The organism is Janthinobacterium sp. GW822-FHT07H10 (genome assembly GCF_058798675.1).
The window spans coordinates 169783-196313 of the sequence record NZ_JBXAKS010000010.1 but is presented as its reverse complement, the minus strand read 5'-3'; the positions used below and the strand labels follow the sequence as shown (position 1 = coordinate 196313).

General features: G+C 59.5%; 33 protein-coding genes and 1 tRNA gene. 11 read left to right on the top strand and 23 right to left on the bottom strand.

From position 1 onward, the window contains the following. Positions 1-53: 53 nt before the first annotated feature. Positions 54-143, top strand: a tRNA-Ser gene (locus tag AC1RDJ_RS21765). 128 nt (positions 144-271) lie between these two features. Here AC1RDJ_RS21765 and AC1RDJ_RS21760 read toward each other — a convergent pair. From AC1RDJ_RS21760 to AC1RDJ_RS21710, 11 genes are all read right to left on the bottom strand, one after another. Further along, positions 272-943: a site-specific integrase gene (locus AC1RDJ_RS21760; protein WP_493028661.1), complete on the bottom strand. Its 672-nt coding sequence runs from the start codon at positions 941-943 to the stop codon at positions 272-274. A gap of 467 nt (positions 944-1410) precedes the next feature. Continuing rightward, entirely contained in the window at positions 1411-1551 is a 141-nt protein-coding gene (locus AC1RDJ_RS21755) for a hypothetical protein (RefSeq protein WP_493028660.1), read from the bottom strand. Positions 1552-2027: 476 nt separating this feature from the next. After that, entirely contained in the window at positions 2028-2552 is a 525-nt protein-coding gene (locus AC1RDJ_RS21750) for a phage baseplate assembly protein V (protein WP_493028659.1), read from the bottom strand. A 153-nt stretch (positions 2553-2705) separates the two neighbouring features. Beyond that, positions 2706-3629: a HEPN domain-containing protein gene (locus AC1RDJ_RS21745; RefSeq protein ID WP_493028658.1), complete on the bottom strand. Its 924-nt coding sequence runs from the start codon at positions 3627-3629 to the stop codon at positions 2706-2708. 1 nt (position 3630) lies between these two features. Further along, positions 3631-4698: a DUF262 domain-containing protein gene (locus tag AC1RDJ_RS21740; RefSeq protein WP_493028657.1), complete on the bottom strand. Its 1068-nt coding sequence runs from the start codon at positions 4696-4698 to the stop codon at positions 3631-3633. 250 nt (positions 4699-4948) lie between these two features. Next, positions 4949-5416: a phage virion morphogenesis protein gene (locus tag AC1RDJ_RS21735; RefSeq protein WP_493028656.1), complete on the bottom strand. Its 468-nt coding sequence runs from the start codon at positions 5414-5416 to the stop codon at positions 4949-4951. Continuing rightward, the gene (locus AC1RDJ_RS21730) at positions 5413-5901 is read right to left on the bottom strand and encodes a phage tail protein (protein ID WP_493028655.1); all 489 of its coding nucleotides are present in this window, start codon (positions 5899-5901) and stop codon (positions 5413-5415) included. The genes AC1RDJ_RS21735 and AC1RDJ_RS21730 overlap by 4 nt, the downstream gene beginning before the upstream one ends. After that, entirely contained in the window at positions 5885-6397 is a 513-nt protein-coding gene (locus tag AC1RDJ_RS21725) for a lysis system i-spanin subunit Rz (RefSeq protein WP_493028654.1), read from the bottom strand. The genes AC1RDJ_RS21730 and AC1RDJ_RS21725 overlap by 17 nt, the downstream gene beginning before the upstream one ends. Continuing rightward, positions 6394-6954: a glycoside hydrolase family 108 protein gene (locus tag AC1RDJ_RS21720; RefSeq protein ID WP_493028653.1), complete on the bottom strand. Its 561-nt coding sequence runs from the start codon at positions 6952-6954 to the stop codon at positions 6394-6396. The genes AC1RDJ_RS21725 and AC1RDJ_RS21720 overlap by 4 nt, the downstream gene beginning before the upstream one ends. After that, a complete protein-coding gene (locus AC1RDJ_RS21715; protein ID WP_493028652.1) occupies positions 6954-7325 on the bottom strand; it encodes a hypothetical protein in 372 nt (123 codons plus the stop codon). The genes AC1RDJ_RS21720 and AC1RDJ_RS21715 overlap by 1 nt, the downstream gene beginning before the upstream one ends. Before the next feature lie 64 nt (positions 7326-7389). Next, positions 7390-7614 carry a tail protein X gene (locus AC1RDJ_RS21710; RefSeq protein ID WP_493028651.1) on the bottom strand — a complete coding sequence of 75 codons (225 nt, stop codon included), beginning with the start codon at positions 7612-7614 and terminating at the stop codon, positions 7390-7392. A 495-nt stretch (positions 7615-8109) separates the two neighbouring features. Between AC1RDJ_RS21710 and AC1RDJ_RS21705 the strand changes: the two genes are divergently transcribed. Continuing rightward, positions 8110-8880 carry a hypothetical protein gene (locus tag AC1RDJ_RS21705; RefSeq protein ID WP_493028650.1) on the top strand — a complete coding sequence of 257 codons (771 nt, stop codon included), beginning with the start codon at positions 8110-8112 and terminating at the stop codon, positions 8878-8880. Positions 8881-9131: 251 nt separating this feature from the next. On the opposite strand, the gene AC1RDJ_RS21700 is transcribed toward AC1RDJ_RS21705, so the two are convergent. Continuing rightward, entirely contained in the window at positions 9132-10562 is a 1431-nt protein-coding gene (locus AC1RDJ_RS21700) for a cytochrome P450 (RefSeq protein WP_493028649.1), read from the bottom strand. Between the two features lie 89 nt (positions 10563-10651). Between AC1RDJ_RS21700 and AC1RDJ_RS21695 the strand changes: the two genes are divergently transcribed. Then, on the top strand, positions 10652-11518 hold the full coding sequence (locus AC1RDJ_RS21695) for an AraC family transcriptional regulator (RefSeq protein WP_071324668.1): 867 nt from the start codon (positions 10652-10654) through the stop codon (positions 11516-11518). Positions 11519-11749: 231 nt separating this feature from the next. Here AC1RDJ_RS21695 and AC1RDJ_RS21690 read toward each other — a convergent pair whose 3' ends face one another. The 3 genes from AC1RDJ_RS21690 to AC1RDJ_RS21680 all read right to left on the bottom strand — a co-directional run bounded on the left by AC1RDJ_RS21690 (position 11750) and on the right by AC1RDJ_RS21680 (position 13122). Then, positions 11750-12097: a hypothetical protein gene (locus AC1RDJ_RS21690; RefSeq protein WP_198043759.1), complete on the bottom strand. Its 348-nt coding sequence runs from the start codon at positions 12095-12097 to the stop codon at positions 11750-11752. 52 nt (positions 12098-12149) lie between these two features. Beyond that, complete coding sequence (locus tag AC1RDJ_RS21685) at positions 12150-12674, bottom strand: hypothetical protein (RefSeq protein ID WP_493028648.1); 525 nt, start codon at positions 12672-12674, stop codon at positions 12150-12152. Between the two features lie 82 nt (positions 12675-12756). After that, positions 12757-13122: a hypothetical protein gene (locus AC1RDJ_RS21680; RefSeq protein WP_493028647.1), complete on the bottom strand. Its 366-nt coding sequence runs from the start codon at positions 13120-13122 to the stop codon at positions 12757-12759. A 369-nt stretch (positions 13123-13491) separates the two neighbouring features. Here AC1RDJ_RS21680 and AC1RDJ_RS21675 point away from each other — a divergent pair, with 369 nt between their 5' ends. From AC1RDJ_RS21675 to AC1RDJ_RS21655, 5 genes are all read left to right on the top strand, one after another. Then, positions 13492-13953 carry a GNAT family N-acetyltransferase gene (locus AC1RDJ_RS21675; RefSeq protein WP_493028646.1) on the top strand — a complete coding sequence of 154 codons (462 nt, stop codon included), beginning with the start codon at positions 13492-13494 and terminating at the stop codon, positions 13951-13953. Positions 13954-14222: 269 nt separating this feature from the next. Continuing rightward, positions 14223-14630 carry a GNAT family N-acetyltransferase gene (locus tag AC1RDJ_RS21670; RefSeq protein ID WP_071324666.1) on the top strand — a complete coding sequence of 136 codons (408 nt, stop codon included), beginning with the start codon at positions 14223-14225 and terminating at the stop codon, positions 14628-14630. 141 nt (positions 14631-14771) lie between these two features. Beyond that, positions 14772-15230 (top strand): immunity protein RhsI2 family protein, encoded by a 459-nt coding sequence (locus AC1RDJ_RS21665; RefSeq protein ID WP_493028645.1) that lies wholly within the window; start codon positions 14772-14774, stop codon positions 15228-15230. Positions 15231-15372: 142 nt separating this feature from the next. Next, a complete protein-coding gene (locus tag AC1RDJ_RS21660) occupies positions 15373-15576 on the top strand; it encodes a DUF3079 domain-containing protein (RefSeq protein WP_071324665.1) in 204 nt (67 codons plus the stop codon). Between the two features lie 71 nt (positions 15577-15647). Further along, positions 15648-16142, top strand: a complete 495-nt coding sequence (locus AC1RDJ_RS21655; RefSeq protein WP_493028644.1) for a prolyl-tRNA synthetase associated domain-containing protein — start codon at positions 15648-15650, stop codon at positions 16140-16142. A gap of 10 nt (positions 16143-16152) precedes the next feature. Here AC1RDJ_RS21655 and AC1RDJ_RS21650 read toward each other — a convergent pair whose 3' ends face one another. Continuing rightward, the gene (locus AC1RDJ_RS21650; RefSeq protein WP_493028672.1) at positions 16153-17298 is read right to left on the bottom strand and encodes an MFS transporter; all 1146 of its coding nucleotides are present in this window, start codon (positions 17296-17298) and stop codon (positions 16153-16155) included. Positions 17299-17546: 248 nt separating this feature from the next. Here AC1RDJ_RS21650 and AC1RDJ_RS21645 point away from each other — a divergent pair, with 248 nt between their 5' ends. Further along, complete coding sequence (locus AC1RDJ_RS21645) at positions 17547-18164, top strand: TetR/AcrR family transcriptional regulator (RefSeq protein WP_493028643.1); 618 nt, start codon at positions 17547-17549, stop codon at positions 18162-18164. Between the two features lie 3 nt (positions 18165-18167). Here the strand turns inward: AC1RDJ_RS21645 and AC1RDJ_RS21640 are convergent, their stop codons facing one another. Both AC1RDJ_RS21640 and AC1RDJ_RS21635 read right to left on the bottom strand, forming a co-directional pair. After that, positions 18168-18638 carry a GNAT family N-acetyltransferase gene (locus AC1RDJ_RS21640; protein WP_493028642.1) on the bottom strand — a complete coding sequence of 157 codons (471 nt, stop codon included), beginning with the start codon at positions 18636-18638 and terminating at the stop codon, positions 18168-18170. Positions 18639-18672: 34 nt separating this feature from the next. Further along, the gene (locus tag AC1RDJ_RS21635; protein ID WP_493028641.1) at positions 18673-19332 is read right to left on the bottom strand and encodes an XAC2610-related protein; all 660 of its coding nucleotides are present in this window, start codon (positions 19330-19332) and stop codon (positions 18673-18675) included. Between the two features lie 225 nt (positions 19333-19557). On the opposite strand from AC1RDJ_RS21635, the gene AC1RDJ_RS21630 reads away from it, so the two are divergent. Both AC1RDJ_RS21630 and AC1RDJ_RS21625 read left to right on the top strand, forming a co-directional pair. Continuing rightward, complete coding sequence (locus AC1RDJ_RS21630) at positions 19558-20151, top strand: tetratricopeptide repeat protein (protein WP_493028640.1); 594 nt, start codon at positions 19558-19560, stop codon at positions 20149-20151. Beyond that, positions 20120-21070, top strand: coding sequence for a hypothetical protein (locus AC1RDJ_RS21625; RefSeq protein WP_493028639.1), 951 nt, complete (start codon positions 20120-20122; stop codon positions 21068-21070). Before AC1RDJ_RS21630 ends, AC1RDJ_RS21625 begins: the two co-directional genes overlap by 32 nt. Positions 21071-21089: 19 nt before the next feature. Here AC1RDJ_RS21625 and AC1RDJ_RS21620 read toward each other — a convergent pair whose 3' ends face one another. From AC1RDJ_RS21620 to AC1RDJ_RS21600, 5 genes are all read right to left on the bottom strand, one after another. Continuing rightward, positions 21090-22061 carry a ribonuclease Z gene (locus AC1RDJ_RS21620; RefSeq protein ID WP_493028638.1) on the bottom strand — a complete coding sequence of 324 codons (972 nt, stop codon included), beginning with the start codon at positions 22059-22061 and terminating at the stop codon, positions 21090-21092. A 59-nt stretch (positions 22062-22120) separates the two neighbouring features. Beyond that, on the bottom strand, positions 22121-23614 hold the full coding sequence (locus tag AC1RDJ_RS21615) for a metal-dependent hydrolase family protein (protein WP_493028637.1): 1494 nt from the start codon (positions 23612-23614) through the stop codon (positions 22121-22123). A 138-nt stretch (positions 23615-23752) separates the two neighbouring features. Continuing rightward, entirely contained in the window at positions 23753-24598 is an 846-nt protein-coding gene (gene fdhD, locus AC1RDJ_RS21610; protein ID WP_493028636.1) for a formate dehydrogenase accessory sulfurtransferase FdhD, read from the bottom strand. Positions 24599-24610: 12 nt separating this feature from the next. Next, on the bottom strand, positions 24611-25531 hold the full coding sequence (locus AC1RDJ_RS21605; RefSeq protein WP_493028635.1) for a bestrophin family protein: 921 nt from the start codon (positions 25529-25531) through the stop codon (positions 24611-24613). A gap of 13 nt (positions 25532-25544) precedes the next feature. After that, complete coding sequence (locus AC1RDJ_RS21600; RefSeq protein ID WP_493028634.1) at positions 25545-26525, bottom strand: cytochrome d ubiquinol oxidase subunit II; 981 nt, start codon at positions 26523-26525, stop codon at positions 25545-25547. Positions 26526-26531: the final 6 nt, after the last annotated feature.

Genomic DNA, 26531 nt, shown 5'->3' with positions numbered 1-26531 from the left:
GAGAGCGCTAGCCATTGGTAAGCCACTGACCTTTATGTATAATGCTGCCATCTGGAAGCGTGGCCGAGTGGTTGAAGGCACTAGTCTTGAAAACTAGCGACGGGTTACACTGTTCGTGAGTTCGAATCTCACCGCTTCCGCCAGAAATATTGAAATAAGCCCTTGATTATCAAGGGCTTATTTTTTTGTGTCGTCACCTGCAAAATCCCTGATGTAAAAGCTGAGTTTCAACTTAGCGTCAATTTGCGGAAATGGTTTCCGCAACTGACAGCTAGCGGGTAGGTCGGACAGCCTGGCCAATGCGCCGATAGACCTTTTCCGTGATGACTTTTTCACTATGCCCCGGCAGGGAGCTGGCGGCGCCCAGGTCGGCAATGTCACTGGCAGAGCGCGCCCGGATATCGCGGAACTGGAAGGCCTCGATACGGCTGGCCAGCTCCTCGTCGCCAGCCTTTAGCGCCAGTTCTGCCTCAGCTTTCCGGGCGCTATCGAAGCGCAGGTGCAAATGCCACTTCTTGACCTGGCAACCATTCGGCAGCGAGACGATGAAGGTGGTGCGCGACCGGTGCGGGCGCGCGTGGATGCGCTCGATGACCTTCGCCAGTTCGGACTTGATGCCGTCGTGCTCGAGCACGATGCGCAGCAGCTTGTTGCTCTTGCCCTGGCGCACCTGCAACGCCCCATCCTTCAAATCGCCGTCGCGCATCTTGAGCACGTCCGCAGGTCGCTGGCCGGTCAGGTAGTTCAGGTCCATGGCGTCCTGCAGCTCTTTACCCCCTGCGTTCCGTACCGCATCCCGCACGGCTTTGTCGGCATAGAAGTCGCACGGTACCTCCTTGCCGCCCAACGAATAAAGACACTTCGTCGAGACGCCAAATAAGAGGGGTGAATGAAGGAAATACGCAGACAGAATTTCGTTTATACCTTGGTGGAAGACGACCAAGGGCGATACTTCTTTGAGTTGGTCGTGCCTGCACCAATGTGCGCATGGGCAATCTATGTGCTTAAGGTTAGAGCGTCGTCGTTTCAAAAATGGATGATAAGAATCAAACCCGACTTGGCCGACCGTATAGCAGAGCGTTTGATTTGTCAGGAGAAAGTGCGTCAGATTGAACGTTTCTAAACGTCTGCTTTGGGGCGAAAGCAGCCGCTGAGCGGATTGGGTGGCGCAGGTTTATGCCGCTTCTGCGCCGGCTACTGCTTGCGTAGACCCAATGATTGCTGAAGGTATCAGTTCATGTACTGACTTTTTCGAGCGCTGGGTAGATGCTGGTGGTCTGGATATTAGTGATGGTGATTTCGATACGCTAGTTCGAAACCAATTTATTGATGTGCGAGCCGTCGTTCACGTCTTTTCCAGGGGAATGGTTCTGGGAAGCAGCCTACCGAAGGCAGACTGCTTAGAGAAAACTAATTTTTCTTGGAAGCGATCACTGAGGTGGTGAACTTAAACATCTTCTCCAGCAAATGCCAAATTGCGACCGCCGGCGAGAAGAAGCCTCGAGGAGTCTCCCGTGCGCCCTTAATGAAGCCTTCCATAAATGCGTTCATTTCATTATCTCCGTAGTTACCTAATAGGTGGAGCAAATTACCAAATAGGCAATATGTTCCGCATTTGGATATAGTATCAGCTTTTTCACGATTTCATCGAAAACGTGTAAGGTATTACCCCCACTAATGGCGCCCAATTAACCAGAAGGTATCGTGCCCTGACAAAAATAATTGAGTTGTGAATCAGTGCTCCAGCTAGCAGGTCCCATCTGGTCATAAACTAGTCTACTGAATGTACCCGCGTATAGGTTCATACTGTTTTATCGCCGTGATTGGCCTCATTCTTCTCAGGCATCCAAGCCTCCTCGCAGTTTTCGCGGATGATGTCGCACATTTCTATAATGCGATTCCATTCCTTTTTTGACGGCGCTTTCTGCATTCTGCTTGGTCGTATAGAGGTGGTGCAACGTCTTGAGATTACCCACTGATCCGGCCATTTCCTGACCTGTCTGTTTCTTCTTCCTGGCCACGTTCTTCTACTTGGTCACCACGCCCGTGATTCCGTCGTCCGGGTCTTTCTCTTCCTCGCGCTCGGCCTCGGCCGCTTCCGTCTTCGTTTCAAACTCCAGGTCGCCCGTGCAGATGGTGCTGGGCGCGTCCGACGTCACCTTGTCGGCGGTGATGGTGGCGGTGCCGCCGGGCAGGATGGCCGTCAGGGCATGGGCCGCGTGGTCGTACTGCACCACGGCACCGTCGGGGTAATGGGCGGTGTGGATGCTGTCGTTGGTTTCGGGCGCGTCAAACTCCTGTGAGTGCAGCGCGGGCAGGATGATGCCGCGTGTCAGGTCGCCGCCCGGGGAAAAGACGATCACTTGTTCGCCAACTGTCGGCGCCGACCAGGTGCGCGTGCTGCCTGCGCGCCGTGTGGCCCATTTCAGCCATTCGGTGATGAGTGTCGGGCCGAGCTGGACACGTGCCTTGGCCCCGTCGACCTCGGCGATGGTGCCCAGGCGGATCAGGTTTTGCAGTAAGCGGGAGAGGTCGGACAGGTCGGCGTTCATGCAGTGCATGTTGCCGAAGTCCGCGCGCGGATGCACGCGGGGGCGGGTTGATATGCAGCTTAGTGGCTACGGTCATTATCAAAGCACTGATTTTGCCCCATTGCGGACCTTGCGCAGTAACCATAGGCGGCTCTCCATGGTTCAGCCGTTTTGTTAATTGCACGCCCAGTTTGCAATTTCCCCGGCAGAGCTATATTCGATATAAAGATCTTTGGCTAAGGCAGACCTGTTCTTTGCAGCGCCTTGAAGGGAAAGTAAGTTTGGGTCAGTTTTGACTGCGCGGCGCGCCCCCTCGAGCTCTTCCCGCCAGACACCGCCACGAAAACGCACACTCCGTATTTTCACGGAAAGAGAATTGATCCGCTCTTGTCCATTGAGGTAGCGAGCATTGTGCTGCTGCATGTTTCTCAGCGCTTTTGTCAATAGCGCATCGAACGTAATCGCTATAGCGTGCGCTTCCTTCGTATACTGTTGGATGTCAGTCTGCGGAGTATCGTGATGTGCTACATGCGCAGCTCTATTCCGCCGATTTGCAGCGCTTTTGAATGTCTCTTCCAGTGGCATGCCTACTAATCCGATCCTGGCGGCAATTTTGGTCATTTCCCCCCAAGGATCATCGATCAGAAAACTTTTCAAAATTGCCTTAACCGTATCACTGTTGACGTTCGCTTGATCATAACCAAATGCATGAGGTGTAATCTCATAGGCTGTTGCAGCGGTCGAAGCAATCTTTGCGGCATGTTCTTGGATGTAAGCCAAGCGGGTAGCTTTGTCGCGAATTGTCATCTGATACGATAAGGCGGAAATAGATTCGAACGTCGATGCGAAACGTAGCCGCTCCGGCAGTTCACGGAATGGAACTCCGGTACGACCGACCTCATTTAAGACTTCAGAGACCCGCGATTTTATAAAGTCTTCTAGAGATGCAAATCCCACCACAGCCAGTCCATTTCTTAAAATCCTTGCCACGTTGTTGTGGGCACGGTCAGTGAGTGGGCGATTCGTTACCGCCTCGATTTGAGTGGACGCCGTCAACGACTCCATACGCTCTAAGAACAATGACTTCGCTGATGTCATGCTAGCGTCCAGCCACTTCTGTAAGGATATCCACCATCGTTTGAACGCGTCGACGCACCGAAGCCGAATTGTTCGTCGATTGAGAAACGGATTTCACAAATTCGCCATCGTGCTCGAATCTATCCCTGATTGCTTGATGCACCTGACTAGATCGCGTTACTAAAACATCAATATCGTCGGGAGGGATAATCGCCATGGCTACCATCTGAGCATCATACAGGGGCGAAATAAATTGTTCCCGCCATCCTCCCGGTGTTGGCTTGTGAAACGCATGTTCACCAAAAACATTTTGACAAGCTCGGATAGCCTTGTCGAAAAGGCGTCGCTCAACGTTAGCGTCAGCATCCCGATTAGTTTCCATAAAGCGATCCATTTCCTCGCTCAAAACGTTCCGCATGCCTTGCCAGTACTGATGGATTGTAAAAAAACGAAGGACGTGTTCAACGTCGTCCATTGCTCTGAAGGCGGGCGACTTCTCGCTGGTAATCTTCATCCTTTCGCGCAGATAATCGTCTTCCGACAACTCAAGTAGAAGGTCATTAAGCGCGCCAGAGTAGGCAACGTTCCGTATTTCCTGCGGCTTGAGAGTATCGCCACCCGTGTTCAAACGCAAAAAAACTTCGTATTTGAGCTGTTGATTTGATTGCTTCAACAAAGTGGTGACACGAATGTAAGGACGAACTGTAAGCGCGTTCTGAAGTTGTACTGGTAGTTCGCCAAAAGAAAATCCATCTAGTTCAGGGAACTTTTTTAGCTGCTTCAATCGTAGTTTTCCGCTCAAAAAGTCGCACACCGCAGTTATCCGCTGCTTCCCGTCAATTACGCTGTAGCTCCCATACTCGTCTTCAGATAGATATACGGGAGGCACAGGAACATTCAACAGAAACGACTCAATTAAAGCCGACTGCTTCTCAACGTTCCACCGATCTCGCCTCTGATAGCCAGGACTGATATCGATCGATTCTCTATCGACCATGTCAAAAATTGCCGCCAGGGAAAAATCTGATTGCTGAATAACCAAACTGTCTTGGGCGGCTTTAAAGCGTTCAATGATCTCTTTTTCGTTCATCTGATAAGTTTGTTAAAGCTTTAGACTACACGACGAAATAGTCGAGGCCATCGTAGTGGGCGTAAAAGTTACGGTAAAACAATACAAGGAAGTTATGGCAATGTCCAAGAAATCTTTCAACGCATGAAATGTGAGTGTCACGGGGCTAGATGATCGCGGCGTCGACTGTCCGCTGCTTGCCGATAGCGGTAATTCGTTCAACTCTAACGTAAATGATAACTTTTTTCAGTTGAAGTTTGAATTGGTTCATTTATAACTGTTCCAAATGATGCAGCAGGGATTCACGGATCAACGTCCGATCCGCTGCACTGAATCCCAGCAGCGGCCGGGCCGGGTAGCTGTATTTTGGGCCCTTTTTTGAGACGCTATCCGTCAAGCCTTCATGATGTACTCGCGCGACGTGCATCACCTTACCCAGGAAGCCGATAGTTAACTGGCCTGGATCGGCATGCACCTTGAGGTATTTTGCGGTGCGAATCTTGGCGAACATCGCCTCCTTCTGACGCTTGATGCGCCCGTTCTTCCCCTTGAATTCCTTGCGCCGCTTTCGCGCCGGATAGGCCGCACCATCCGGCCCTTGCTGGGCCTTGATGCGCTGCGCCTGGCTGCGGCGCAGGTCGATGGCCACCTTGTGATTGATGGCGCGGCGCTGGGCGGGCTGCAGCTTGGCCAACAGGGCGCCAGCCCAGGCTTCCAGCGCGTGCAGGTCGTCGCTCATGGCGTGGCCTCGGGCGTGCGCCATTCCGCCAGCAGCTTCTCGCCGGCGTACAGTTTCCAGAACTCGTCCGCATAGGCCGGCATGTGCTGTATCTCGGCCAGGTGCTTGATGTCGAGGCGGCCCGCCTCGACGGTCTTGACGGCCACGCGCTCGGTCAGGTCCAGCTTGATGGAAATGTCGACCGTTTCATGGTTATTAAAATCGACCTCGAAGGCGATGCCGTGCTTGCGCGTTTCCTCGTTGGCCATCAGGTCGAGCTGGTGGACTTTCAGCCAGGCGATCAGGGCCACCATGATGGCGTCGGCATCGCCCGCATAGTCGGTGACGATCAGGTTGAGCTTGAAGCGGTATTCGAAGGAGAGCGAGACGGTAGCACTGGCCACTACGTTGCCTTCGTCGGCGAATACGAGCAGGCGGTCGGGGTCGCGCTGCAAGTCGGGAATGGCGGCGGCCAAGTGCTGGCGCAGGCTATTCGGTTTGTACATGGTAGGTGTTCCGCATGGTGTTGTAGGCGTCGATGCAGGCGTTTAGCTGGCGGGTGGCGTCGTCACCGTCACCGGCAATGGTGTCAAGAGCTGCCGCAGTCGCTGGGTCAAGTTCGGCGCGCGCTTCAATCCGATGGCCTGCGGCAGAGGAGGTATCTGCAGTGGCGGCGCACTGGCCGCTGACGACGGGGATTGACAGGCGCACAGCGCCGCTGCGCACGTCATCGTTAAAAAGGTCACGTTCAGTTTTCGCATGGGTTTGCTCTTGGGTGAGGTGGTCGGCGCGCTGCGCCAGGGCTGTGCCGGCGGCGCGCTCCAAGGTAAGCACGCGGGCGGTGGCCTGGGCCAGCGCGGTGGCGGCGGTGGTCTTGTCGGTGGCTGCCGCCCTTTGCAGTTCGGCGATGCTGGCGTCCTTGCGCCAGCCTTGCGCCGTCCAGCCGGCCAGAGCGCCGCACACGAGAACAGCGGCCAGCGGGCGCCAGGTGGTCGTAGTCACATGGCCACCCGTTCCTTGATCCAGCCGAACAGGAAACGGCGCTGGGTCTTGTTGGCCTCGGTGATGTCCAGGTAACGCGCCGCCTGCAGGCCGTTCAAGGCGCGCAGCAGCGCGGTGGCGCCATCCTGGCCGCGCCATTTCAGGAAGGATTCAAGGGCGCCCAGCGATTGCGCGCCGAGGCGGCCATCGACGAATAGCGCAGGATATCGCGCGCCCGTGTCGTTGAAACCGTTCAGCCAGCGCTGCAGGAACTCGGCCGCGCGGTGCGGCCCCATGTTGACACCCGTGTCGATCACTTCGGCGCCGATGCCTGCATGCAGGGTCAGCACCTGGTCGAACTTCGGCTCCGTGATATAGCGGGCCGTGTAGATGGCGCGCGCCACCGTCACGGGAAGGTCGCGCATCGGTCCCGTGTAGCCATTGGCGCGCGCCACGGCGACAGTGATGCCGTAATTTGTTTCTCCGCCCTTGTCTTGCGGGTCGTTCACATAGCCGCCTTCGGCGCGCAGGATGGCGTCGATGGTGCGCGCAATCAGCGGGTTTTCCGTGGCGGCCATCAATGTTCCTTCGCGTCTTTGACCAGCTCGGCGATGTCCTTGTCGCTGCGGCGCTGGAACCACAGGGCCACGGCGCGCGATACCCACCAGCCGGGCGCGCCGACGATGAGGTCGATGGCGGAGGCGTTGACCATGGCGCCGATGGCGGGGAGCTGGGCGCATAGCAGCTGATACACGGTGCTGCCCAGCAGGCAAGAGAACACGCCGGCGCAGGCCAGGCGGGCGACGAATTCGCCCTTGTTGAAGGTGCCGTCGCTATTCAACGGCGGCAGCACGATGTACAGCATGGCCGCGCCGATCATGCCCAGCGCTGCCTTGAAGCCGTACAGTTTGACCAGGGTGGCGAAACCACCAAACGATTCTGCGGACATTGCTTGATACTCCGGGGTAAGGGGGAAGAGATTTTTCATGATGGATAAAGGGTAAATGCCAGGATCAGTCCCATAGCTGTACAAGATCGGCTGCGGCCGCCTGGCCCGTGCTGGGTGCCGGCTCGGGCAGGGTGACGATCAGCCCGGCCGGAAGCACGGCGCCGTGGCGCGCCAATCCGTGGTTGAATTCCAGTGTTTGCTCGACATAGCCCGTGCCGCCGCCCAGGTAGCGGTACACTAGGGCGTCTACCGTGTCGTGCTGCTGTGCGCGGACCTGCAGCCACCCCACAGGCCGCCCATGAGGCGGCTTTTTCTCGTCCAAGCGCATGATGTTGCCGCAAAGGCAAGAAGAAAGCCCGTTTCGGCCCGGCGCGCGCAGTTGTCCCCCTCCACACCTGCCCGCTAAATAGGGGCCTTTTGACTCAAATGTGCGCCATGGACGAAGGCGCATGAGGACTGGCGTGGCAGGGCGAAGAGGGGGCGTGCGTTATGATGCATTTTGACGCACTTTGAGCGGTTTTTTGTGCGCGTGGTGGGTGGCGCGGGAATGGCTGTTTTCAGTTCCTGGAGGGGCTGAATTGCGGTCCTGTGGTCTACATTTATTCTAGGCTGGCGAGCGGAGCGGCAGCTTGCGGCGTATTCGTGCCATGGCTCAATTCCGTGCTCACCGCATGCCATTCGAACAGGTCGGGTAGAGCATGGCCGTGCGCGTAATATGCATGGCTTCGCTAAGTGTCCGCTTTGATTTGACGGCATTTTTATGTTGGCGGATCGATAAAATTATATGCGTGAAGCAATATTTGAATATTTTATAGCTGTGAAAATGATAAACCTTTCTCGGTGTGTGCGGCGATTTTTGCCGATCTATTTATTGGGTCTTCCTCTAAGTGTTGGAGCTGAAGCGATGCTGCAGTATCGCAATATTTCTCTCGGCGATGCGTCGGATAAAGTGTTGCAATTGTCTGAAAATGAATTTCCTCACGTTAAGTTGGAGTCTAGAGAAAATTCATTTGATATTCTTGCGATCATGGCTGGGGATGATCAAGGAATTATAGATAATTCATGTCGCTCGACTGATACCAGTGATTTGCAACAAAATTGTATTTCAGCGCGTTTTATTTTTTCTGGCAAAGCACAAGGAGACCTTCTGGCCAGTGTTTTTGTTGACCAGGGTTTTAGTCCCCCAATTAATCGAGATAGTCTTATTGTTATGCTTGTGGCCAAGTATGGACAGCCTAGAGTAACTTCTGGAGATGCCGTTCCTGCATCTTATATGAATCCTGAGTCGAAATTTATTTCGTTTCTTTGGGGCGGGCTGCGAACTCCCGTAGGAATCTATCGTCCTAGCCGTTTCCCTTACAAAGATAGAGAAATTATTGGTGGTAAATACATATCAGCAGTGATTTATTACCAGGGCGACTTGGCAAATGGTTATAGTTTTCGTATCGTTGACTCTGAGACGATGAACGAAAGCATGAAGGTGGATATGGGTGAACCACAAAGGTTAGAGGCTGAGCGGCGAGCCGAGCCACCGAGTGATGGCGAGAGGGATTAGTTTGCGGGCGAAAGAAAGCTGTCATTTTGTTGTCATTCCCAGGCTAAAACAGCCCAAAAACAACCCCAATAATGACAGCCTTCTTCTTGCTACTGCTTGATTCTAAGAATTGATTGGTGGAGACGGCGGGAATCGAACCTGCCGTGCTTGCCTACTGCCCGGACCTGCCCCATGGCGTTGGAGCGGTGGGGCGGTTTGCCGCCACGCTAGAGATAACGTACTCCACAAAAAATAGCCCCGTCCAAGCGCGGTCAATCCATGACCGCCGATTCGCGCTGGCGCAAGGTGATCGCCAGCGGCGTGGGCATCATCGTGAAACCCATCACTTCATTGGGGGCGGCACCAGTCAGTGGCCGAACTTGATTCACGTCGAAGTTGGCCAGCAGCGTTACCATCGCTACTTTGATTTCCATCAGTGCCAGGTAGCGCCCTGGGCACATTCTTGGCCCGGCGCCAAACGGTAGAGACAACCGGCGGGCAGCGCCATCGTCACCAAGCCAACGCTCCGGGTTGAAACGCTGTGCGGCGGGCATGAAAGCCTCGGCCACGCTGTCGTGCCGCAATACGCACCACAGCAGGGTGTCCGCCGGCAGGCGCACATCCAATACGGTGGTCTCGCACAGCGCCTGCAGCGGCAAGAATGGCGCGGGCGGCTTCAGGCGCATGGCTTCAAGCGCACATGCTTCCACATAGTCGAGGCTATCCATCTGTTCGGGCGTCATCGTGCGGGTATCGGATACCTTGTTCAGCACTTCCTGTTGCGCCTGTTTCAATGCCGTCGGATTCCGCCACAGCAGCCATATCAGCCATGCCAGCGCGCTGGCAGTTGTTTCCTGGCCGCCCAGCAGCATGGTGGAGACATTGCCAGAAATGACGGCATGGTTGACGCCGCTGCCTGGTTTCTCGGCCGCCAACAGCATAGCCTGCAGCATGTTGACGGGCTGGGCGCGCAGAGCAGAATCTGCCGCAAGCGCCTTGCGTGCCTGGGCGATGAAACCGTCCGTTGCCGCCTGCAGTGCGCGTACGCTGCGTTCCAGGCGCCGGTCTGCGGGAAGCCGCAGCCAGCGCCAGTAAGGGAAGGGCATCAGCGAGCGGCGGGCCACCCCGGCCATCACTTCGCTGACGTCTTCCTGCAGCTTGTCGTCGCCGTTGAGCAGCGTATTGACGTCTTCACCAAAGGCGAGGCCGGCAATCACATCGACCGTGTAGCGTTTGAGGTCACCAGAAAGATCCATCTCCTGCTGCGCTTGTGCCGCAGTGCTCCAGCGCTGCGCCAGTCGCAGGCCGACTTGACGCAGACGCACAAAATACGCTTTGACCATGGATGGCGAAAAGCTGTGCATCACCATGCGGCGCTGCGTTAGCCATTCATCGCCCTCGGCCAGCAGCAGACCGGGCGCGCCGCCCAGTTCGGCCGAGATGTCGGCCGTCACGGCGGGGCGGCGGAAGGTGTCGGGCCGCGCACGCAGTACCTGGCTGATTGCGGCGCTGTCAGACAGCACCACCACCTGTCGGCTCCCTATCCTTGCCCGGAATATCGGACCGTAGCTTCCGCTCCATTTTTCCATGGTCTGGTGGATATTCCGTGGGTTGAGCTGGTGCGCATTGCCGAGGAACGGCAGCGTGGGTGGAGCAGGCAAATCGGCGATCTCGCGTGAAATGGGCATGGCAGCGGTATTCATGAAGCTCCCTCGGTTGGCATGTGATGCAGGCAGTATCGTTTGGCCAGTCAAGCAAGTCTTGAACGTTTGCGACACGCTACAATGCTTTCATGACGCCACCTGATGCCATCTATCCGCCGACTGTTGCACGCCTCGTTGCCCCCCGCGTGGCGCTGGCTTCCTGCGTACGGGCCTGGCTGGTACGCAGCACCATCGGCTCTGCTCCGTTGCCGCCAGCACAGCGTCTTAATCGCTTTCCAGCGACGCCGTTCTGCGCCATTACATGGATGATCGAGGGAAGCGCCACATTGGTGGAGCCGGCCACCGGCGAGGAGGCAGGCCCCGGTGACGCGGTCTTTTCCGGCCCGCGCACGCAGCCGTGCGTTACTGCCAATCCCGGCCCCGTGCACACGATTACGGTGCTGTTCTTTGCTGATGCGCTGCATAGGCTGACCGGGATGGACATGTCCGCCCAGATCAACAATATGGCCGAACTTGGCGCTGCGCTCGGTGAAGAATGGCGGGCATTGTCGGCGCCCTTGCTGATGGCTGCGGACGATGAGGCTCGCATCGCCGTGCTGGAAGACTGGCTGGAGCCGCGATGGCGCCTGGAGCGAGGCTCCGAGGGCGCATTGTGGGCGCCGATCCACGACTGGCTGCAAGCGCTCGCCCTGCGGGCCGCCACGGCAGGCGCGGGACGCAGCGCACGAATGGTGGAGCGTCGTGTACGGACGTGGACTGGGCATCCCTTGCGTATGCTGCGCCGCCTGGCGCGGGCCGAGGAATCGTTAGTGGCTGCGACGCGCGAGCAGCAGCAGGGGAAAACGTCGCTGTCCGACGTGGCGGCCCGTTCGGGCTATGCGGATCAGGCTCATCTGTCGCGTGATGCACGCGAATTGGTGGGCGCAAGCCCGCGCGAGTTGATTACACTTGCACAGTCGGATGAGAGCTATTGGTTATACCGCATATGGGTCTGACAAGCGATGTATCGGCAAGCTTGTCCGTAGATAGGTAGTTTAGTAGCTACGGCTCTTGAAAGTTCGTTAAAGCCGCATATGGCTTAGCTATTCGCATTGCACCGCTACGCCAAGAAATAATGAAACCGCCTTCGGGCGGTTTTTATTGCCTGGCGGAAGCGAGCAGGGCGCCTGCAGGCCCTGCGTGTGAGATGCGAAGGGCCGTGTCGGACGTGGCCGCCGCAACTGAATTTAAGTGAGCTCGAAATACATGAGAGTTTCAGAAAACGATTGATCCTTGCAGACATCTGCGCCTCTTAACTTGACAGTTTTTCCGGCAAGATAGGCAGCAAGCAAGCCGGCGTAATATTCTTTTGCACGCGGACGCTTTAAGGAAAATGAGAGGTAGTCGCCGTTGGAACCGTGACATGCAGGGGCATTCTTTACGCCTCCTTCGGGAATGATATAAACGACATCGCCATCTTCATAGACCACGATGGATGATATCTTGGCCGTGGTCCAGCCAGCTAATGCGCTGCCGCTCAACATGGAGAAAAGCAGGCAAATGCTTATTTTAGATAGTTTCGAGGAAAATTTCATAATCCCTATATTCCAATAAAATTTCATAAATAATAATTTTACTTTATTGCTTTTATGAAATGAAGTATATTTTTCTGCAATTTGACATGCCTTGAACGATTTTTCGTGCGGTCGGTTCGGCGACGTGCGGCGGACTTTGTTGTCGCGCTACGCCGCGTTTCGTGGCGATCAAATTGAACAGCATTTTGCTGAGCGCAAACAGTTCTGCATTGCTCACGCAGACCATTTCTGTGGACCTTGCCATGAGACTGGACGAGCGTTTCCCCTGGCGCATCGGGCGTGCCGATGGGATGCCGGCCGCCATCGCCGGGAGAGGGGAATTCCGGCAGCAAGTTTGCTGCTGTCGACTTCGATGCTGGCGGTACATGCCGATGGACCTCCGTTCATGCGGCGTTGCCCCTAGCCCGATGACGAAAAACGGAGAATGATGATACTCGACCCGGACCAGTATCTCGGCTGGCCCGATACTTCCCTTGTGAGCGAACACGATTTGTCCCAGCAAAAAGCCTGCAGGCTGCAGCTGCTCCGCTTCGCGCGACAACCAGGCGCAAGTGGCTTGGCGTTTCTTGTCTTGCATCGCCATTCGACAGGGCACCGACGGCCAGTACCGGATGAGGAAGCGTGGAAATCGCGTGCACTCGATCATGGTCGCGATGCCATCATGTATGCGCGAGCGGTCCCTCGGCGATTGGCACGAATACTTCCCATTTATCTAGTGGCGCGGGCTTGACGGTCCTGGAACAGATCACGGCAACATGAGGGCCGGACAGACCATGGCTCTTCGGAACCCATTTTACACGTAAAGGTAGCGCGCATTTGGCAACCAGAATTTTCCGGTTCGGCTCCAGAGCCTGCCACTCTGTTCCATTTTTGAGATTTTCTGCTGCAATAAATTTCACAGCAGCATCCCTGATCTCAAACAAGCCATGTATGTCACCTCGCGTCCGATCCTCGTGTAGCGTGCTCGCTAATGCCGATGAGATACCGGCAACAAGAAAAAGGGAGGCAATAAGGGAGGCGTACACGCGTTCATTCCATCGTAACGGTAGCAACATATTTGCCATCCTCGCCAAGTTTATTCCATATCAGATGGAAATATGGCGGGTTCCACATTTCCAGCTCGTACATTCTCACACAGCCTGCCGACAGCTTGATCGTTTGCTGGCAGGATTATCGCTCCCCATCTGACTTTCCCGCCATACTCTTGCGAACGCCGCGAGGGCGGAACTGTCCCGTCTGCGCCAATCCCGTCTACGGTCAGCAATCCCGAGTCCACCGCCCTTGCTCTTCACTGGTGATGAAGTACTTTTCGTGGCACGATAATAAGGGCGCTACGTGCTCTAATGGCGTTGAGCCCCAGTTCATCCCATGCTCCTTAAACTGACAAGACGGCCATGACCTTCACCTTCCACGCGCTCTCCGATATTCCCGGCGAAGAATGGCGCGCGCTATTAAACCACCGGGACGTCATCCGCCACATGCCGCTCGCTAGCGACAGCTGGACGGAGCACGCTGTGATGGAATGGGCGAAAGGCAAGGACGCGCAGTGGCACGCGAATGGCTATGGGCCGTGGTCGATCCGGATTGATGGCGCTTTTGCCGGCTGGGGCGGTTTCCAGAAGGAAGGGGGCGAAGCTGATCTCGCACTCGTATTGCTCCCTCGATTCTGGGGACATGGCCCCGCGCTGGTGCGCCATTTCATGCATCGCCGGAAAGAACTGGGCATTGGCCCGGTCAGTATCCTGTTGCCGCCCAGCCGCACTCGCATGCGTGGTCTTGCAAGAATCGGCTTCGCATTCGATGGCGAGTTGGAGTATGAAGGCCAGCGCTTCCTGAAGTTCCTGGCGGTTGAATGAGCGTCAGATGCGTGGCGGTTACAGGCCTGCTACTCGGATACAAATTGAAGTAAAAACAGCTTGTTGGTATCGAAAGGTGCGGAACTCTCGCGCATGTCGCATGCGTCCCCATGCTTAGCGCACCGCTGCTTATACTATCGCATCGGGGGATATTCCCTTATCCTCGTAACTACTATGAATATGCGGAAACGAGCAATGTCCGGAGAAATCCCCTGCGCTCAGATCCTCGACGCAAAACGCCATGCGCGCGGCCTTACACCTTTGAACCAATGAAAAATATCACTGTCGAATATCGTCATAACTTTCCTCTTGATCCCGTGGATGTCGTCCGGGTCTTCGATCAATCTGGAATCAAGCGGCCGACCGACAATCTCCCGAGAATTGCGCGCATGTTCGCCGCGCCTTGCCTCTTGCTGTCGGCATGGGTGGATAATGAGCTGGTAGGGTTGTCGCGCTCGCTGACCGACTATGCGTATTGCTGCTATCTCTCGGACCTGGCCGTCAACAGGCAATACCAGGGTTTGGGCATAGGCAAGGAGCTGGTCAAGCGCACCCAGGCAATCATCGGCGACGAAGTATCCTTGATACTGCTTGCCGCCCCCGATGCCATGTCCTACTATCCGACGCTCGATTTTGAACTGGCTGGCAATGCCTACGTCGTCAGGCGCAAGCGTTGAGAGGAAGGGATGTGCACGCGATACCGGCCTTGAAAATCCGGGTGGAATACGCTGAGGATGCGGGGCGCAGGCGGCCCCTTCAAACCCGGCATCGTCGTCGCATACGCTATGCTGACCGCTTTCAAGAGATCCTGCACCTTCATGCAACCTGTCTATACCCTCACCGATGCGCTGGCAAAAGACCCGACCCGCATCGCCAAGACCCAAGCCCTCACCCTCGACCCTGGCAAACCCCGTTTCGGCCTGAAAGGCAGCCATGGCCTGTTCGCCTCCGACGCATGGTGGGAAAGCATCCGCACCGGGCGCATCCAGACGCAAACGGTGACGGGCATCATCGAACGAAGCTACTTCGCCGGCCAGGACAGCCGCCGCGGCGATGAAGTCAACAGCATTACCTTGCGCCTCGACGATGGCTCGACGGTCGAGGAAAGCATCTACACGAACCACAAGCGGGATAGCAAGCTGTTCATCGCCGGCGCCACGGTGGCGATTCGCTACGTGCTGGACGAGTTGAAGGCGCAGCCGGCTGCCGATGGCGGCATTCACTATGCGCGAACCGTGCTGGACGTGGCCATTTCCGGCAGCCGGGGCAGGGAGTGAGATCGGTCGCCATACCATTTGCATGCCACCGATTTGCCTGGAATTGATCTCGGACAAATTCCCAGCCGAAATTCGTTTGACCGCCCCCGGCGCCCGGCCTACAGTTGTCGAGATACTTTCATCGACCTCGTCGCCCCTCCCCATGGCCAAACCGTTTCCCCTGCATCCGAAGAACCCCGAGCGCATCTGCTGGGGTTGCGACAAGTATTGCCCGCCGGACGCCATGCGCTGCGGGAATGGTTCCGAGCGCACGCAGCATCCGGTCGAGCTGTTTGGCGAAGGCTGGAATGACTGGGGGCTGGCGGCGGCCGACAAGGAGGAAGCGGAGATCAAGCCAGAACGATGATGGCAGGCGAACGGTGCAGCGACCCGCTACAATCGTCCATCGCGCACTTGTTCGAGTTGATTGAAATGGCAATGCAAGAATCCCTGTCCCGCTGGCTGGCAAGCAGCGCCGGCGACTATCGAATCGTCGAGCATCCGGCCGTGCATACGATAGACGAAGCGCTCATCCATGTGCCGGCCATGCCCGGCCTGATGGTGAAAAACCTGTTCGTGCGCGACGACAAGGGCCGCCGGCATTTTCTCGTCATCGTGCCCTTCGACAAGCGCATCGACCTGGCGGCGCTGGGAAAGTTGTTGCCGGCCAGTAAGCTCAGCATGGCCTCGCCCGAGCGCCTGCTGCAGCACCTGGGCATCGCGCCCGGTGCCGTCAGCCTGTTCGCATTGCTGCACGATAGCGCGCATGCGGTGGAGCTGGTGCTCGACCAGGCCGTGTGGGATGCCACATACATGCAAGCCCATCCGCTGCGTAACACGGCCACGGTGGCGCTGTCGCATGCCGCCCTGCGCCGTTTCCTCGCGTATACGGGACATCTCCCCCGCATCGTGACGGTGCCGGCGACTAATTAAAGGCGCCGCCTCAATGCCCGGCCACGGGCGCGCCGCCGCTGCGCCGCCCCGGCCGGAAGCCGTGCGCGCGGGCCGACCAGGCGATCAGGAAGGCCAACGCCAGCAAGCTCGCCATGGCCCAGGGAAAGGCGCTCGCCCCCCACGTTTCCAGCAAGGCGCCACCGACGACACCGGCTGCCGCGATGGCGCCATTCCACGCCACCACGTTCATCGACAGCGCCACGTCGGCGCCGCTGCCAGCCGTATCGGCCAGCGCCGTTTGCAGCAGGGTGGCCGCGCCGCCAAAGCTCAAGCCCCAGACGGTCATGCCGACATAGATGACGGCAGGCAAGTGCGACGCGACACCCAGCACGAGGGCCGTCGCGGCAAAGGTGGCCAGGCTGGCCAGCACGGTGGCACGCAGGTGGCGCTCGACCAGCTTGCCCGTGATCCAGATGCCGGCCATGGCCGCGGCGCCGAAGACGAGCAGCACCAGATCGATGCGCGCCGTCAATCCGGCTGGCGCCACGAACGGGGCGATGTAGGTGTAGAGAATGTTGTGCGCGAGCATCCAGGCGATGACGACGGCCAGCACGGGGCGCACGCCCGGCGTCGTGAAGACGCGGCGCAAGGGCATGCGTTCATGCGCGGACTGGCCCGGATAGTCCGGTACCTTCGCCAGCACCCAGGCGATCAGGGCCAGGGTCAGCGCGGAAATGATCCAGAATGCGGCGCGCCAGCCGACGAGCGAGCCGAGCAGGGTGCCCAGCGGTACGCCCAGCGAGAGGGCGATGGGTGCGCCCACCATGGCCAGCGCCAGGGCGCGGCCTTGCTGCTGCGGCGCCACCATGCGCCGCGCGTAGCCGGCCAGCAAGCTCCAGGCCAGCCCGGCCGCCATGCCGGCAAAGAAGCGCGCCGCCAGTGTCAGCCAGTAGTGCGACGACAGTGCCGTGACGGTATTGAACACGAGAAAGCCGATGATGGTCAGCAGCAGCACGTTGCGGCGGCGCCAGCCGCGCGTGGCGATGGTCAGGGGAATGGCCGCCAGCAGCGAGCCGAGCGCGTAGGCCGTGACCATCTGCCCGGCCAGCGCGGCACTGATGTCCAGCCCGGCGCTGATGTGCGGTAACAGGCCGGCGGGCAAGGTTTCCGTGACGATGCAGATAAAACCTGTCATGGCCAGGGCCAGCAGGCCCGAGACGGGAAGGCGGTCGGCCGGCGCATGGCTGGCTCCGGCGGTGAGAGTGGCGTGATTCAAGGCAAATATCCTTAGAGATTTTACGAGGCGGCCGGGCGCAGGCATGCCCATGACCGTGATGGCGGTACATATGTATCGTTCGGTACAAATATAGGCGAAGCGGGGGCGCGTTGTCAACGACTTCTGTATCGAGTAGTATGTATGTGGCTAAGGAAAAGGAGTGGGGAATGGCGCAAATGGGACGGCCGCGCACGTTTGACCGGCAGCAGGCGATCGAACAGGCGATGTTTTTATTCTGGCAGCAGGGCTACGAATCGACTTCCTTGAGCCAGCTCAAGGCGGGTCTGGGCGGCGGCATTTCCGCGCCCAGCTTTTATGCGGCGTTCGGCTCGAAGGAAGCGCTGTTCCGCGAGGCGGCGCAGTGCTACCTGGACACGTACGCGCGCGTGACGGAATGTTTGTGGGACGATGGCCTGGCGCCACGGCAGGCGGTCGAGCTGGCCTTGCGCCAGTCGGCAAGCATGCAGTCGGAGCCGGGGCATCCGCCCGGCTGCATGGTGGCGCTCGGCTGCATGAGCGCGCCGACGGCCGAACATGCGGCCGTGGCCGCGCCGCTTACGCAGTCGCGCTCACGCACGCGCGCCGGTTTCGTACGCTGCGTCGGGCGCGCTATCGCCCGCGGCGAATTGCCGGCGGAGATGGACGCGGCCTCGTTCGCCGCCGTCTTCGATGCTTTCCTGTCGGGCCTGTCCATCCAGGCGCGCGACGGCATCGGCTACCCCGTGTTCGATGTGGCGATCAGCCAGCTGATGCGGCTGTGGGATGCCAACCGCGTACCTGGCTAGACGCTAGGCGGCAAAGCGGAATTCCAGCACGTCGTCGCCATACTTGTCCGTTTCCCCCGTCGCCGTCCAGCCCAGGTAGCGGTAAAAGCCGTACGAGCGCGAGGATGGATCGTTGGAGCAGCCGAGGAACAGCCGTGCGTGGCCTTGCGCGCGCAGCTCCGCCATGACCCGTGCCAGCAAGGTCTTGCCTATTCCCAGGCCCTCGCAGTCCGGCAGCAGCGCCAGGACGACGATTTCGCCCGTGTCGCGGTCGCCAAAGCAATAACCGGCCAGCTGGCCGTCGCGATGACAGACGTGGCCGGGCAAGTTCCCCGAGCGCATCATCTCCGCCCAGGAGTCGGCCGTAATGCCCACTTCCGCCAGGCGTTCCTGGGAAACGGCGTTTTGCCGGGTCTTGCCGCGCAATTCGATGAACGCGGCCGTGTCGTCCGCATTGGCGGCATGAAAGGTAATGGATGTTCGATGTGTCGTCATGTCTGGTTTAATTGGTGAAGAGGGTCCGGTAAATTCATTCCCCGGATTTCCGCATGGTCTGCGCATGGTTTCGCCAGTCATACAAGGTATTGTTTTCACTTCCCCGTCGATCTGGCTTGCCGGTATCGATGATTTCATCCTTGATGAGTACCAGGTCATTATTTTCATTCAAGCGATATTCCCGATAGCGTTCGCAATCCTGTTCGCGCCGGGCGATGGTCGTTAATATATTTGCCCGCCACGCATACCTGTCTTCATAAAAGCATTGCGCCGCGCAGCCGCAATTGCCAATGCCGCCTTCAATTTGCCGTGCGGGTATGCTGATTTCCAGATTCGGTATGGCCGATAATGGTTTGTCGAAGCGGTATTTCCCCGCTTTCGTATCCCATAGCCACACATCGGAGCAGCGTATGCGCCCCTGGCTATCCGTGTAGCCGGTGACCCACAGGTCGGCATTGCCGTCAAAATTCATATCCAGCAGCAAGGCCTGCAAATTGCCCATGCCGCCGCTGCTGCAACGGCCCTTTATCCACGCGCCTTGGATATTGACGCGATAGCGCTGCACTTCATCGTGGTCCGCATAGCGAATCTGCACGCTTTGACGCACCTTGCCTGTCGCGGCTTTTTCCAGATGCAGCGTTCCGCAGTAAGCCGACGTGGCAATCAAGGATAAAAGCAGGGCGATCAGTTTCATGGACAGGATTCATGGCAGGGTGATTCGATAAAACGCCGGATTGCATCGGGCGGTGAAAGATCATACTGCATGATTCCGGCCCGGCGCCACACCATACCCTATCGTGCATTCCGCTGCTACGCTGCTGTGTACAATGCCCGACATTCCCCATTCCAGGAGTCTTTATGACCGTCTCTGCCGCATCCTTTAATGAAGCGGGCATCCTCGCTTATAACGATGGCAATCATGCGGAAGCGTTCCGCCAATTCGACGCCGCGGCAAAAAGCGGCGATCCAGCCGGCCAGCATTTGCTGGCCAGCCTGTATTACCAGGGCCATGGCGTGGAACAGGACCTGGGGAAAGCCGTGGAACTTTACGGCTGCCGCGCAGGCGGGCTTTCCGCCATCGCTGGCCAACCTGGCCCTGATGTATGCGAGCGGCGATGGCGTGCCGCAAGACATGGCGCAGTCGCTCGCGTATGGACGCCAGGCGGCGGAGGCGGGCGATGGCCAGTCGCAATTCAACCTGGCGCAGGCATACCGCAAGGGCGTCGACGTGCCACAAGACTATGCCGAGGCGGCCTTCTGGTACAAGCAGGCGGCCGAGGCCGGTTCACTGTCGGCGCAGAATGAATATGGCTTGCTGTATGCGCAAGGACAGGGCGTGGAACTCGACTATGTGCAGGCGTACGCGTGGATCGCCATGCCGGCCGAGGCGGGCAGCGCGCAATCGATCAAGAACCGCGACCAGTTGCTGGAAATACTCACGCCATCGCAGCAGCAGGCGGCGCGCGCGCTGGCCGCCGACTATGCGGCGCAATACGGCACCGATCCGCATTAATTCATTATTGCCGCAAGGTTATTCAATTCCCCGGAAACCCACTTATTATCCAATAAATATTTCCTTTGAGAAATTTTTAGAATTACAATATAGGAATTGCCGGGTCACGAACAACAAGCCGGCAAGGCCGGCTTCGCGCATTGCTACCGTGCCGCTCACTATATATAAGATGGATCATATGACTGTGCTGAAGAAAGCGGGCGGTTTCCGGCTCTCGATATTAATGCTGCTGGTTTTTCCCTATGTCTTGCTGTATTACGCGGCGGGCAAGGAAGACCGGCTGCCATTGGCCGCCATTACGGCCGCCGCAACCTGTCTGCTATCGTTGGTGGCGCATCTGTACCGGAATCGGGTCGCCATCCTGGAGGGTATCGCGGGATCATTGCTGCTGATCGGGATATTGATGCTGTGCGCTTTCATTCCCGTCGTCGGCTGGATCGCCGACGTCTTGCTGATACTGTATGCATTGACCAGCGTATTGGCGGCATTGCAGGTATTGCTGCCCATCGCATTCAAGGCGGCCTTGATACTCGTCGTGTTTATCGCCGCGCTGGCGCCGGAAATCCACCATCCCCTGTATAGCCCGCTCGCATATGGCGTGTTCTGTCTTTTCCTGACGGCGTGGCTGTCGCGCAAAAGCGATCCATTCAGCGAATTGCTGCTGCTGTTCGCATCGCTGCCCCTGCTGGCCATCGTGATCGCCTCGCTGGGCCGGATGCTCAAATCGGGTTTCTCGGTGAACAAGGTGAGAGTCGGCCAGCATGTGAGCGGCTATACCACGCAGGCGGGCGTGAATGTGGCCGATTACACGCGCATGGTGACAAAAAGCGTGACCACCGCCACGACCTCCGTGAATGCCACGGCGGTGGCCGTCAATGCGGCGGCGGGGAAGGCGGCCGAACGCACGGACGCGGAGTAATCTCCATTGCCCGCGCCGCTTATTTGCCGTGCGGCGTATCCAGCTTGCCGAGCACGCCCGCCGCATCGAGTTCATAGCTGTCGAAGTCGCGCGCCAAAAACAGCTGGCCGGAATAATGGAGCCGCGCTTCCGCTTCCAGCTCGGCCATGCCGGCCGGGTTGTGGTAGCGGGCGCTGAAGTGCGTGAGGATCAGGTTCGGCAAGCCGTTCGACTCGGCAAACTGCGCCACACGCTGCACGGAACTGTGCGTGGGGCCGGGCCCCACTTTCTGCAGCATCGCTTCCGTGTAGGTGGCTTCATGCACGAGCAATTGTGCGCCCGTGCAAGCCTCCGCCAGCAACGCTGGCGTGTCGTTGTCGCCGCCGATCACCACCGTGGCGCGCTGCGTTTCCAGCTGGCGGAACGTTGCCGCCGACACTAGCGTGCCGTCGTCGAGCCGCGCATCGTGGCCCGTTTGCAGCAGGCCCCAGGCCGGACCGGGCGCCACGCCCGTCGCCTGCAGGGCGGCCTTGTCCAGCTTCCATTTGCTCGTTTCCAGCGTAAAACGATAAGCGACGCTGGGTGCGCGGTGCGACAGCGCGTGGCGTTCGATGCGCAAGCCCGCTTCTTCATGCACGACTGGCGCGCTGTCCACGTCGATGTGAATCAGCGGATACGTCAGGAACAGTTCCGTATGCAGCAGGGTGGCGTCGATCCACGCCTTGATGGCGGCCGGGGCGATCAGCAGCAGCGGCTTGGTGCGCCCCGTCATCGAGGCGCTGGCCAGCAGGCCCGGCAGCCCATAGCTGTGGTCGCCATGCACATGGGTGATGCAGATGCCCACCAGGTCGTGCACGGTCAGGGGGATGCGCTGCAGCCGGTGCTGCGTCGCTTCGCCGCAATCGATCATCCACCAGTCGCGGTTGTGCGTCGTTTGCAGGGCCAGCGACGTGACGTTGCGGTAGCGCGTGGGCACGCCGGAAGACGTGCCGAGAAAGGTCAGTTTGAACATGGGCGCATTATGCGGCAAGCAGCCGTGCTTGCCAACGTACTTGCCGGTGCGCCAGCCCCTCAGCTCGCCAGTGGGGCGCTGAGCCTATCCTTGTAGATGCGTCCGTTTTTCATGATCAGCAGCAGGTTTTCTTCCGGCTGCGCGAGGAAATCGAGGTTTTTCGTCGGATCGCCATCGGCCACCAGCAAGTCGGCCAGGGTGCCCGCGGCCAGACGGCCCAAGGTGCCGGGGTAGGGCGAGCGCTGTCCGGACAGGGCCAGCAATTCGCCATTCTGTCCCGTCGCCTGGGCCAGCAGGGTGAGCGGATCATAAAAGCGCGTGAGCTTGGCCAGCTGGCGCCCCTGCGTGGGCGTGTTTTTCGCGTTGAACAGGATGTCCGTGCCCCAGCCCGTCTTGATGCCGTACTTTTGCGCCAGCGCATACGCCTTCACAGTGCCTTCTGAGACGATCCTCTGGCTGGCCTTGCGCGCCGCATCGGGATACACATTCGCGTCCGCGTCTTGCAGGAAGGGCTGCAAGCTCCACCATGTGCCCGTGTCGCGCATCATGCGGGCGGATTCCTCGTCGGCCAGCTGGCCGTGCTCGATGCTGCGCACGCCAGCGCGGATGGCGCGCTGTATGCCTTTCGGCGTGTAGACGTGGGTCATCACGTAGGTGCCCCAGTCGGCGGCCGCTTCCACGCCGGCGCGCAGTTCGCGCTCCGAATACTGCGTGCTGTCGAGCGGGTCGTACATGGACGCGACGCCGCCGCCCGCCATCATCTTGATCTGCGTCGCGCCCAGCATCAGCTGTTCGCGCACGCGGCGCAGCACTTCCGCCTCGCCATCGGCGATCATGGCCATGCCCGCCGTTTCCGCCATGCCCAGCGGCGCATTCGCCGCGCGCGGGATGTCCGAGCGCAGGCGGAAGTCGCCGTGGCCCGAGGTTTGCGAAATCATGGCGCCGGACGGGAAGATGCGCGGGCCGTCGACGATGCCTTCATCGATGGCGCGCTGTAATGCAAACGCGGGGCCGCCCGGATCGCGCACGGCAGTAAAGCCGCGCAGCAGGGTGCGCCGCGCTTCCTGCGCCGCCACCAGGTACAGATAGCCGACATCGGACGTCATGGCCGTCACCTGGTTGATGGCGGCCAGCATGGTGTGCCAGTGGGCGTCGATCAGGCCCGGCATCACCAGCTTGCCCTGGCAATCGATCACTCGCGCGCCCTCGACCTTTTCGCCGGCCGGCAGCAGGGCGGTAATGGTTGGCCCCGTCACCAGCACGTGGATGCCGGAGCGGGGCGCCTTGCCCGTGCCGTCGAACAGGCGCAGATTGGTCAGCAGCAAGGGACGATCCTGCACTTGCGGCTGCTGGGCGCTGGCATGGCCGGCGGACAGGCCGATGAACGGCGCCAGCATGGCGGCCGCGCCGCCGAGAAATTGCCGGCGCCGCATGTCCGCCATCACCCGCTGGTGCAGGATGGTAAACACGGTGCCGCCGCAGTTGCAGGCGCGCGGTTTCATGCCGCCCGTGTGCCAGGTGTCCGCCAGATGCTGTTGCTGTGCCTGGGCCATCGCGCCATCCTTTCATCGCTGCCGCGCCGTGCGCTGGCACGGGCAAGGTTAATGTGGAAACCATGACCATTGGAAGCGGCTGGCGGCATCAAGTCAAGCGTGCACTTGCTTTACGGCAAAGAATGTAGCAAGGGCCACTCAAGGTGCATGCTGGCCGTTATTTTCCCCGTCGCCCGCCGTGTACTCGACAAAGCCGTCGCGGCGGCAAAAACTGGCCAGCTGCATGCCGGCCTGGCGCGCGATGCGGATGGCCAGCGAGGTGGGCGCCGAGATGGTGGCGACGAGCGGGATATGCATGCGCGCCGACTTGCGCACCAGTTCATAGCTGGCGCGGCTCGACAGGAAAACGAAGCCGTCATGCATGGCGATGCGGTGCAGGGCCAGGTAACCGATCAGCTTGTCCAGGCCGTTATGCCGGCCCACGTCCTCGAACACCTTCACGATGGCGCCCTCGGCCGTGCACCAGGCGGCCGCATGCACGCCGCCCGTCTTGTGCATCAGCTCCTGGCAGGGCAGCAGCTCGCGCGCGGCGCGCCCGATGATGGCGCTGCTGGCGACCAGCGGCGGCAGGGGCCGCGTGATCTTTTCCGGCACCAGGTCCAGCAGGGCCAGGCTTTCGATGCCGCACACGCCGCAACCGGTGCGCCCGGCCAGTGCGCGGCGGCGTCCCTTGAGCTTGATCAAATCCGGCTGCGCGATGGTCAGCCGCACTTCCGCGCTGTCCTCGCCGCAACACACATCGAGGTCGTAGATGTCGCGTACGCTGCCGACGATGCCTTCGGTCAAAGTAAAACCGACGGCGAATTCCTCGAGGTCGCGCGGCGTCGCCATCATCACCGCGTGGGCGATGCCGTTGTAGACGAGGGCCACGGGATATTCCTCGGCCACCACGTCGCGGCCGGCCGTGGCCGCGCCTCCCTGATGGCGCACGATGGGCACTTCCAGGTAACCGTCGCGCTCGGTGGTGGTGATGTCGCATTCCATGCTGTTCTCCCGTTAATCGATCTGATAGCGTGGGCAGGGCCGCAACGACGGCGGCAGGGCGTCGCCGTTGAGTTCCCGCAAGGAGCGTTCCGTTTCGCGCGTCATGGCGTTGAGGGCCAGGCAGTTGGGCGCCAGGCCGAACGGTTCGGCGATCTGCTGCGCGATGGCTTCCAGCGCAAACAGGGTGTAGGCGACAAAGACGGAAATGAGGGGCGTGGCCACGCCGATGGCGTCCACCAGGCCCAGCGGCAGTAAAAAGCAGTACATGTACACGGTGCGGTGCACCAGCACGCCATACGGATACGGTATCGGCGTGTTCTTGATGCGCTCGCAGCCGGCCACGGTGGCGGCCAGGTCGTTGAGCTGGGTGTCGAGCATCCACAGCAGCTGCGGCTGGCCCGGCTGGCGCTGCACGGCCTCGTGCAGCATGGTGCGCACCGCATGCAGCACGGCGACGGGTTGGTATTGCATGCCTTGCAGGCGCAGTACTTCCTCGGCCGGCAGGTAGCGCGCCAGGTCGTGCTGCGGGTCCGTCTGGCGCAGCTGGTGCTTGAGCGCGTAGACGAAGGCGATCATCCGGTTCAGCAGCAACTCGTGGTCGAGACCGCTCGTTTGCCGTGGCAGATACGTGATCGCCTGCGAAGCGAGGGCCCGCGCGGCGATCAGCAATTGCCCCCAGATATGCCGCGCCTCGGCGAAGCGCGCATAGCTGGCATTGTTGCGAAAGCCGAGGAAGATCGCCAGGCTGATGCCGACCATGGGAAAGGGCGCCGTGTCGAGCGGAATCTTGACGCCGAAGATGCGGCCGTCCGTCAGCAGGGCAAGCGAACTGATCACCAGCATCAGCAGCAACTGCGGAATGATGGTTTGCAGCACCGAGCCATCCCAGACGAACAGCATGCGGAACCAGTTGGTGGTGGGCCGGATGATCATGATGTGATATCGCTCAATGCTTGCGGGGCACGACTTTGCCCTCGAAGACGTAGTATTGGAACAGGTTGTAGCCGATCATGATCGGCAACATGGAACCCATGCCGATCAGCATGAAGATCAGGGTCGGTTCATCGGACGCGGCCGCGGCAATCGTCAGCTTGCCCGGCACCAGGTCGGGGAAGAAGCTGATGGCCAGGCCCGCGAACGAAGACAGGAACAGCACGATGGCGCCGCGGAACGGCCCGCGCACGCCATTCACGTGCACGGCCCACAGGATGTAAATAAAGGCGCTGGCGGCGACGGTGGCCAGCGACAGCAGCACGCCGAACACGCCCGGCTGCGCCCAGCGTTCATGGCCGATGGCGCTGAAGACCATGGTGCCGGCCGACAGCACGATGGCCGCCGCCACCGTGGCCAGCACGCTGGCCGTCGCGTAGCGGCGCGCCGCCGCTTCCAGCTGGCCGCCCGTCTTCTTGATCAGATACGTGCTGCCCAGCAGGCAATAGCCGGCCACCACGCCCGCCGCCGTGCACGCCGTAAAGACGCCGCTCAGCCAGCCCGGCTGCAAGCCCGTGATGACTTCGCCCAGCACCACGCCCTGCGCCACGGCCGCCAGCAGGCTGCCCACGCCAAAGGCGAGGTCCCACAGCCGCTTGTTGCCGGCCGCATGGCGAAATTCGATTGAGGCGCCGCGCAGGATCAGGCTGGCGATCAGCAGCATGATGGGGATGTACAGTGCCTCGAGCAAGGTGGCGTAGGCGCCGGGAAAGGCGCCGAACAGGGCGCCGCCCACCACCACCAGCCAGGTTTCGTTGGCGTCCCACACGTGTTCGATCGACTGGAAGATCAGGTTGCGTTCCTGCTCGCGGCGCGTGAACAGGCTGAGGATGCCCACGCCCAGGTCGAAGCCATCCGTGACGACGTAAAACACCAGCATCAGGCCGATGAGGCCGAACCAGGCGTTGTCCAGCATGGCTTGAGAATTCATATCCATTACACA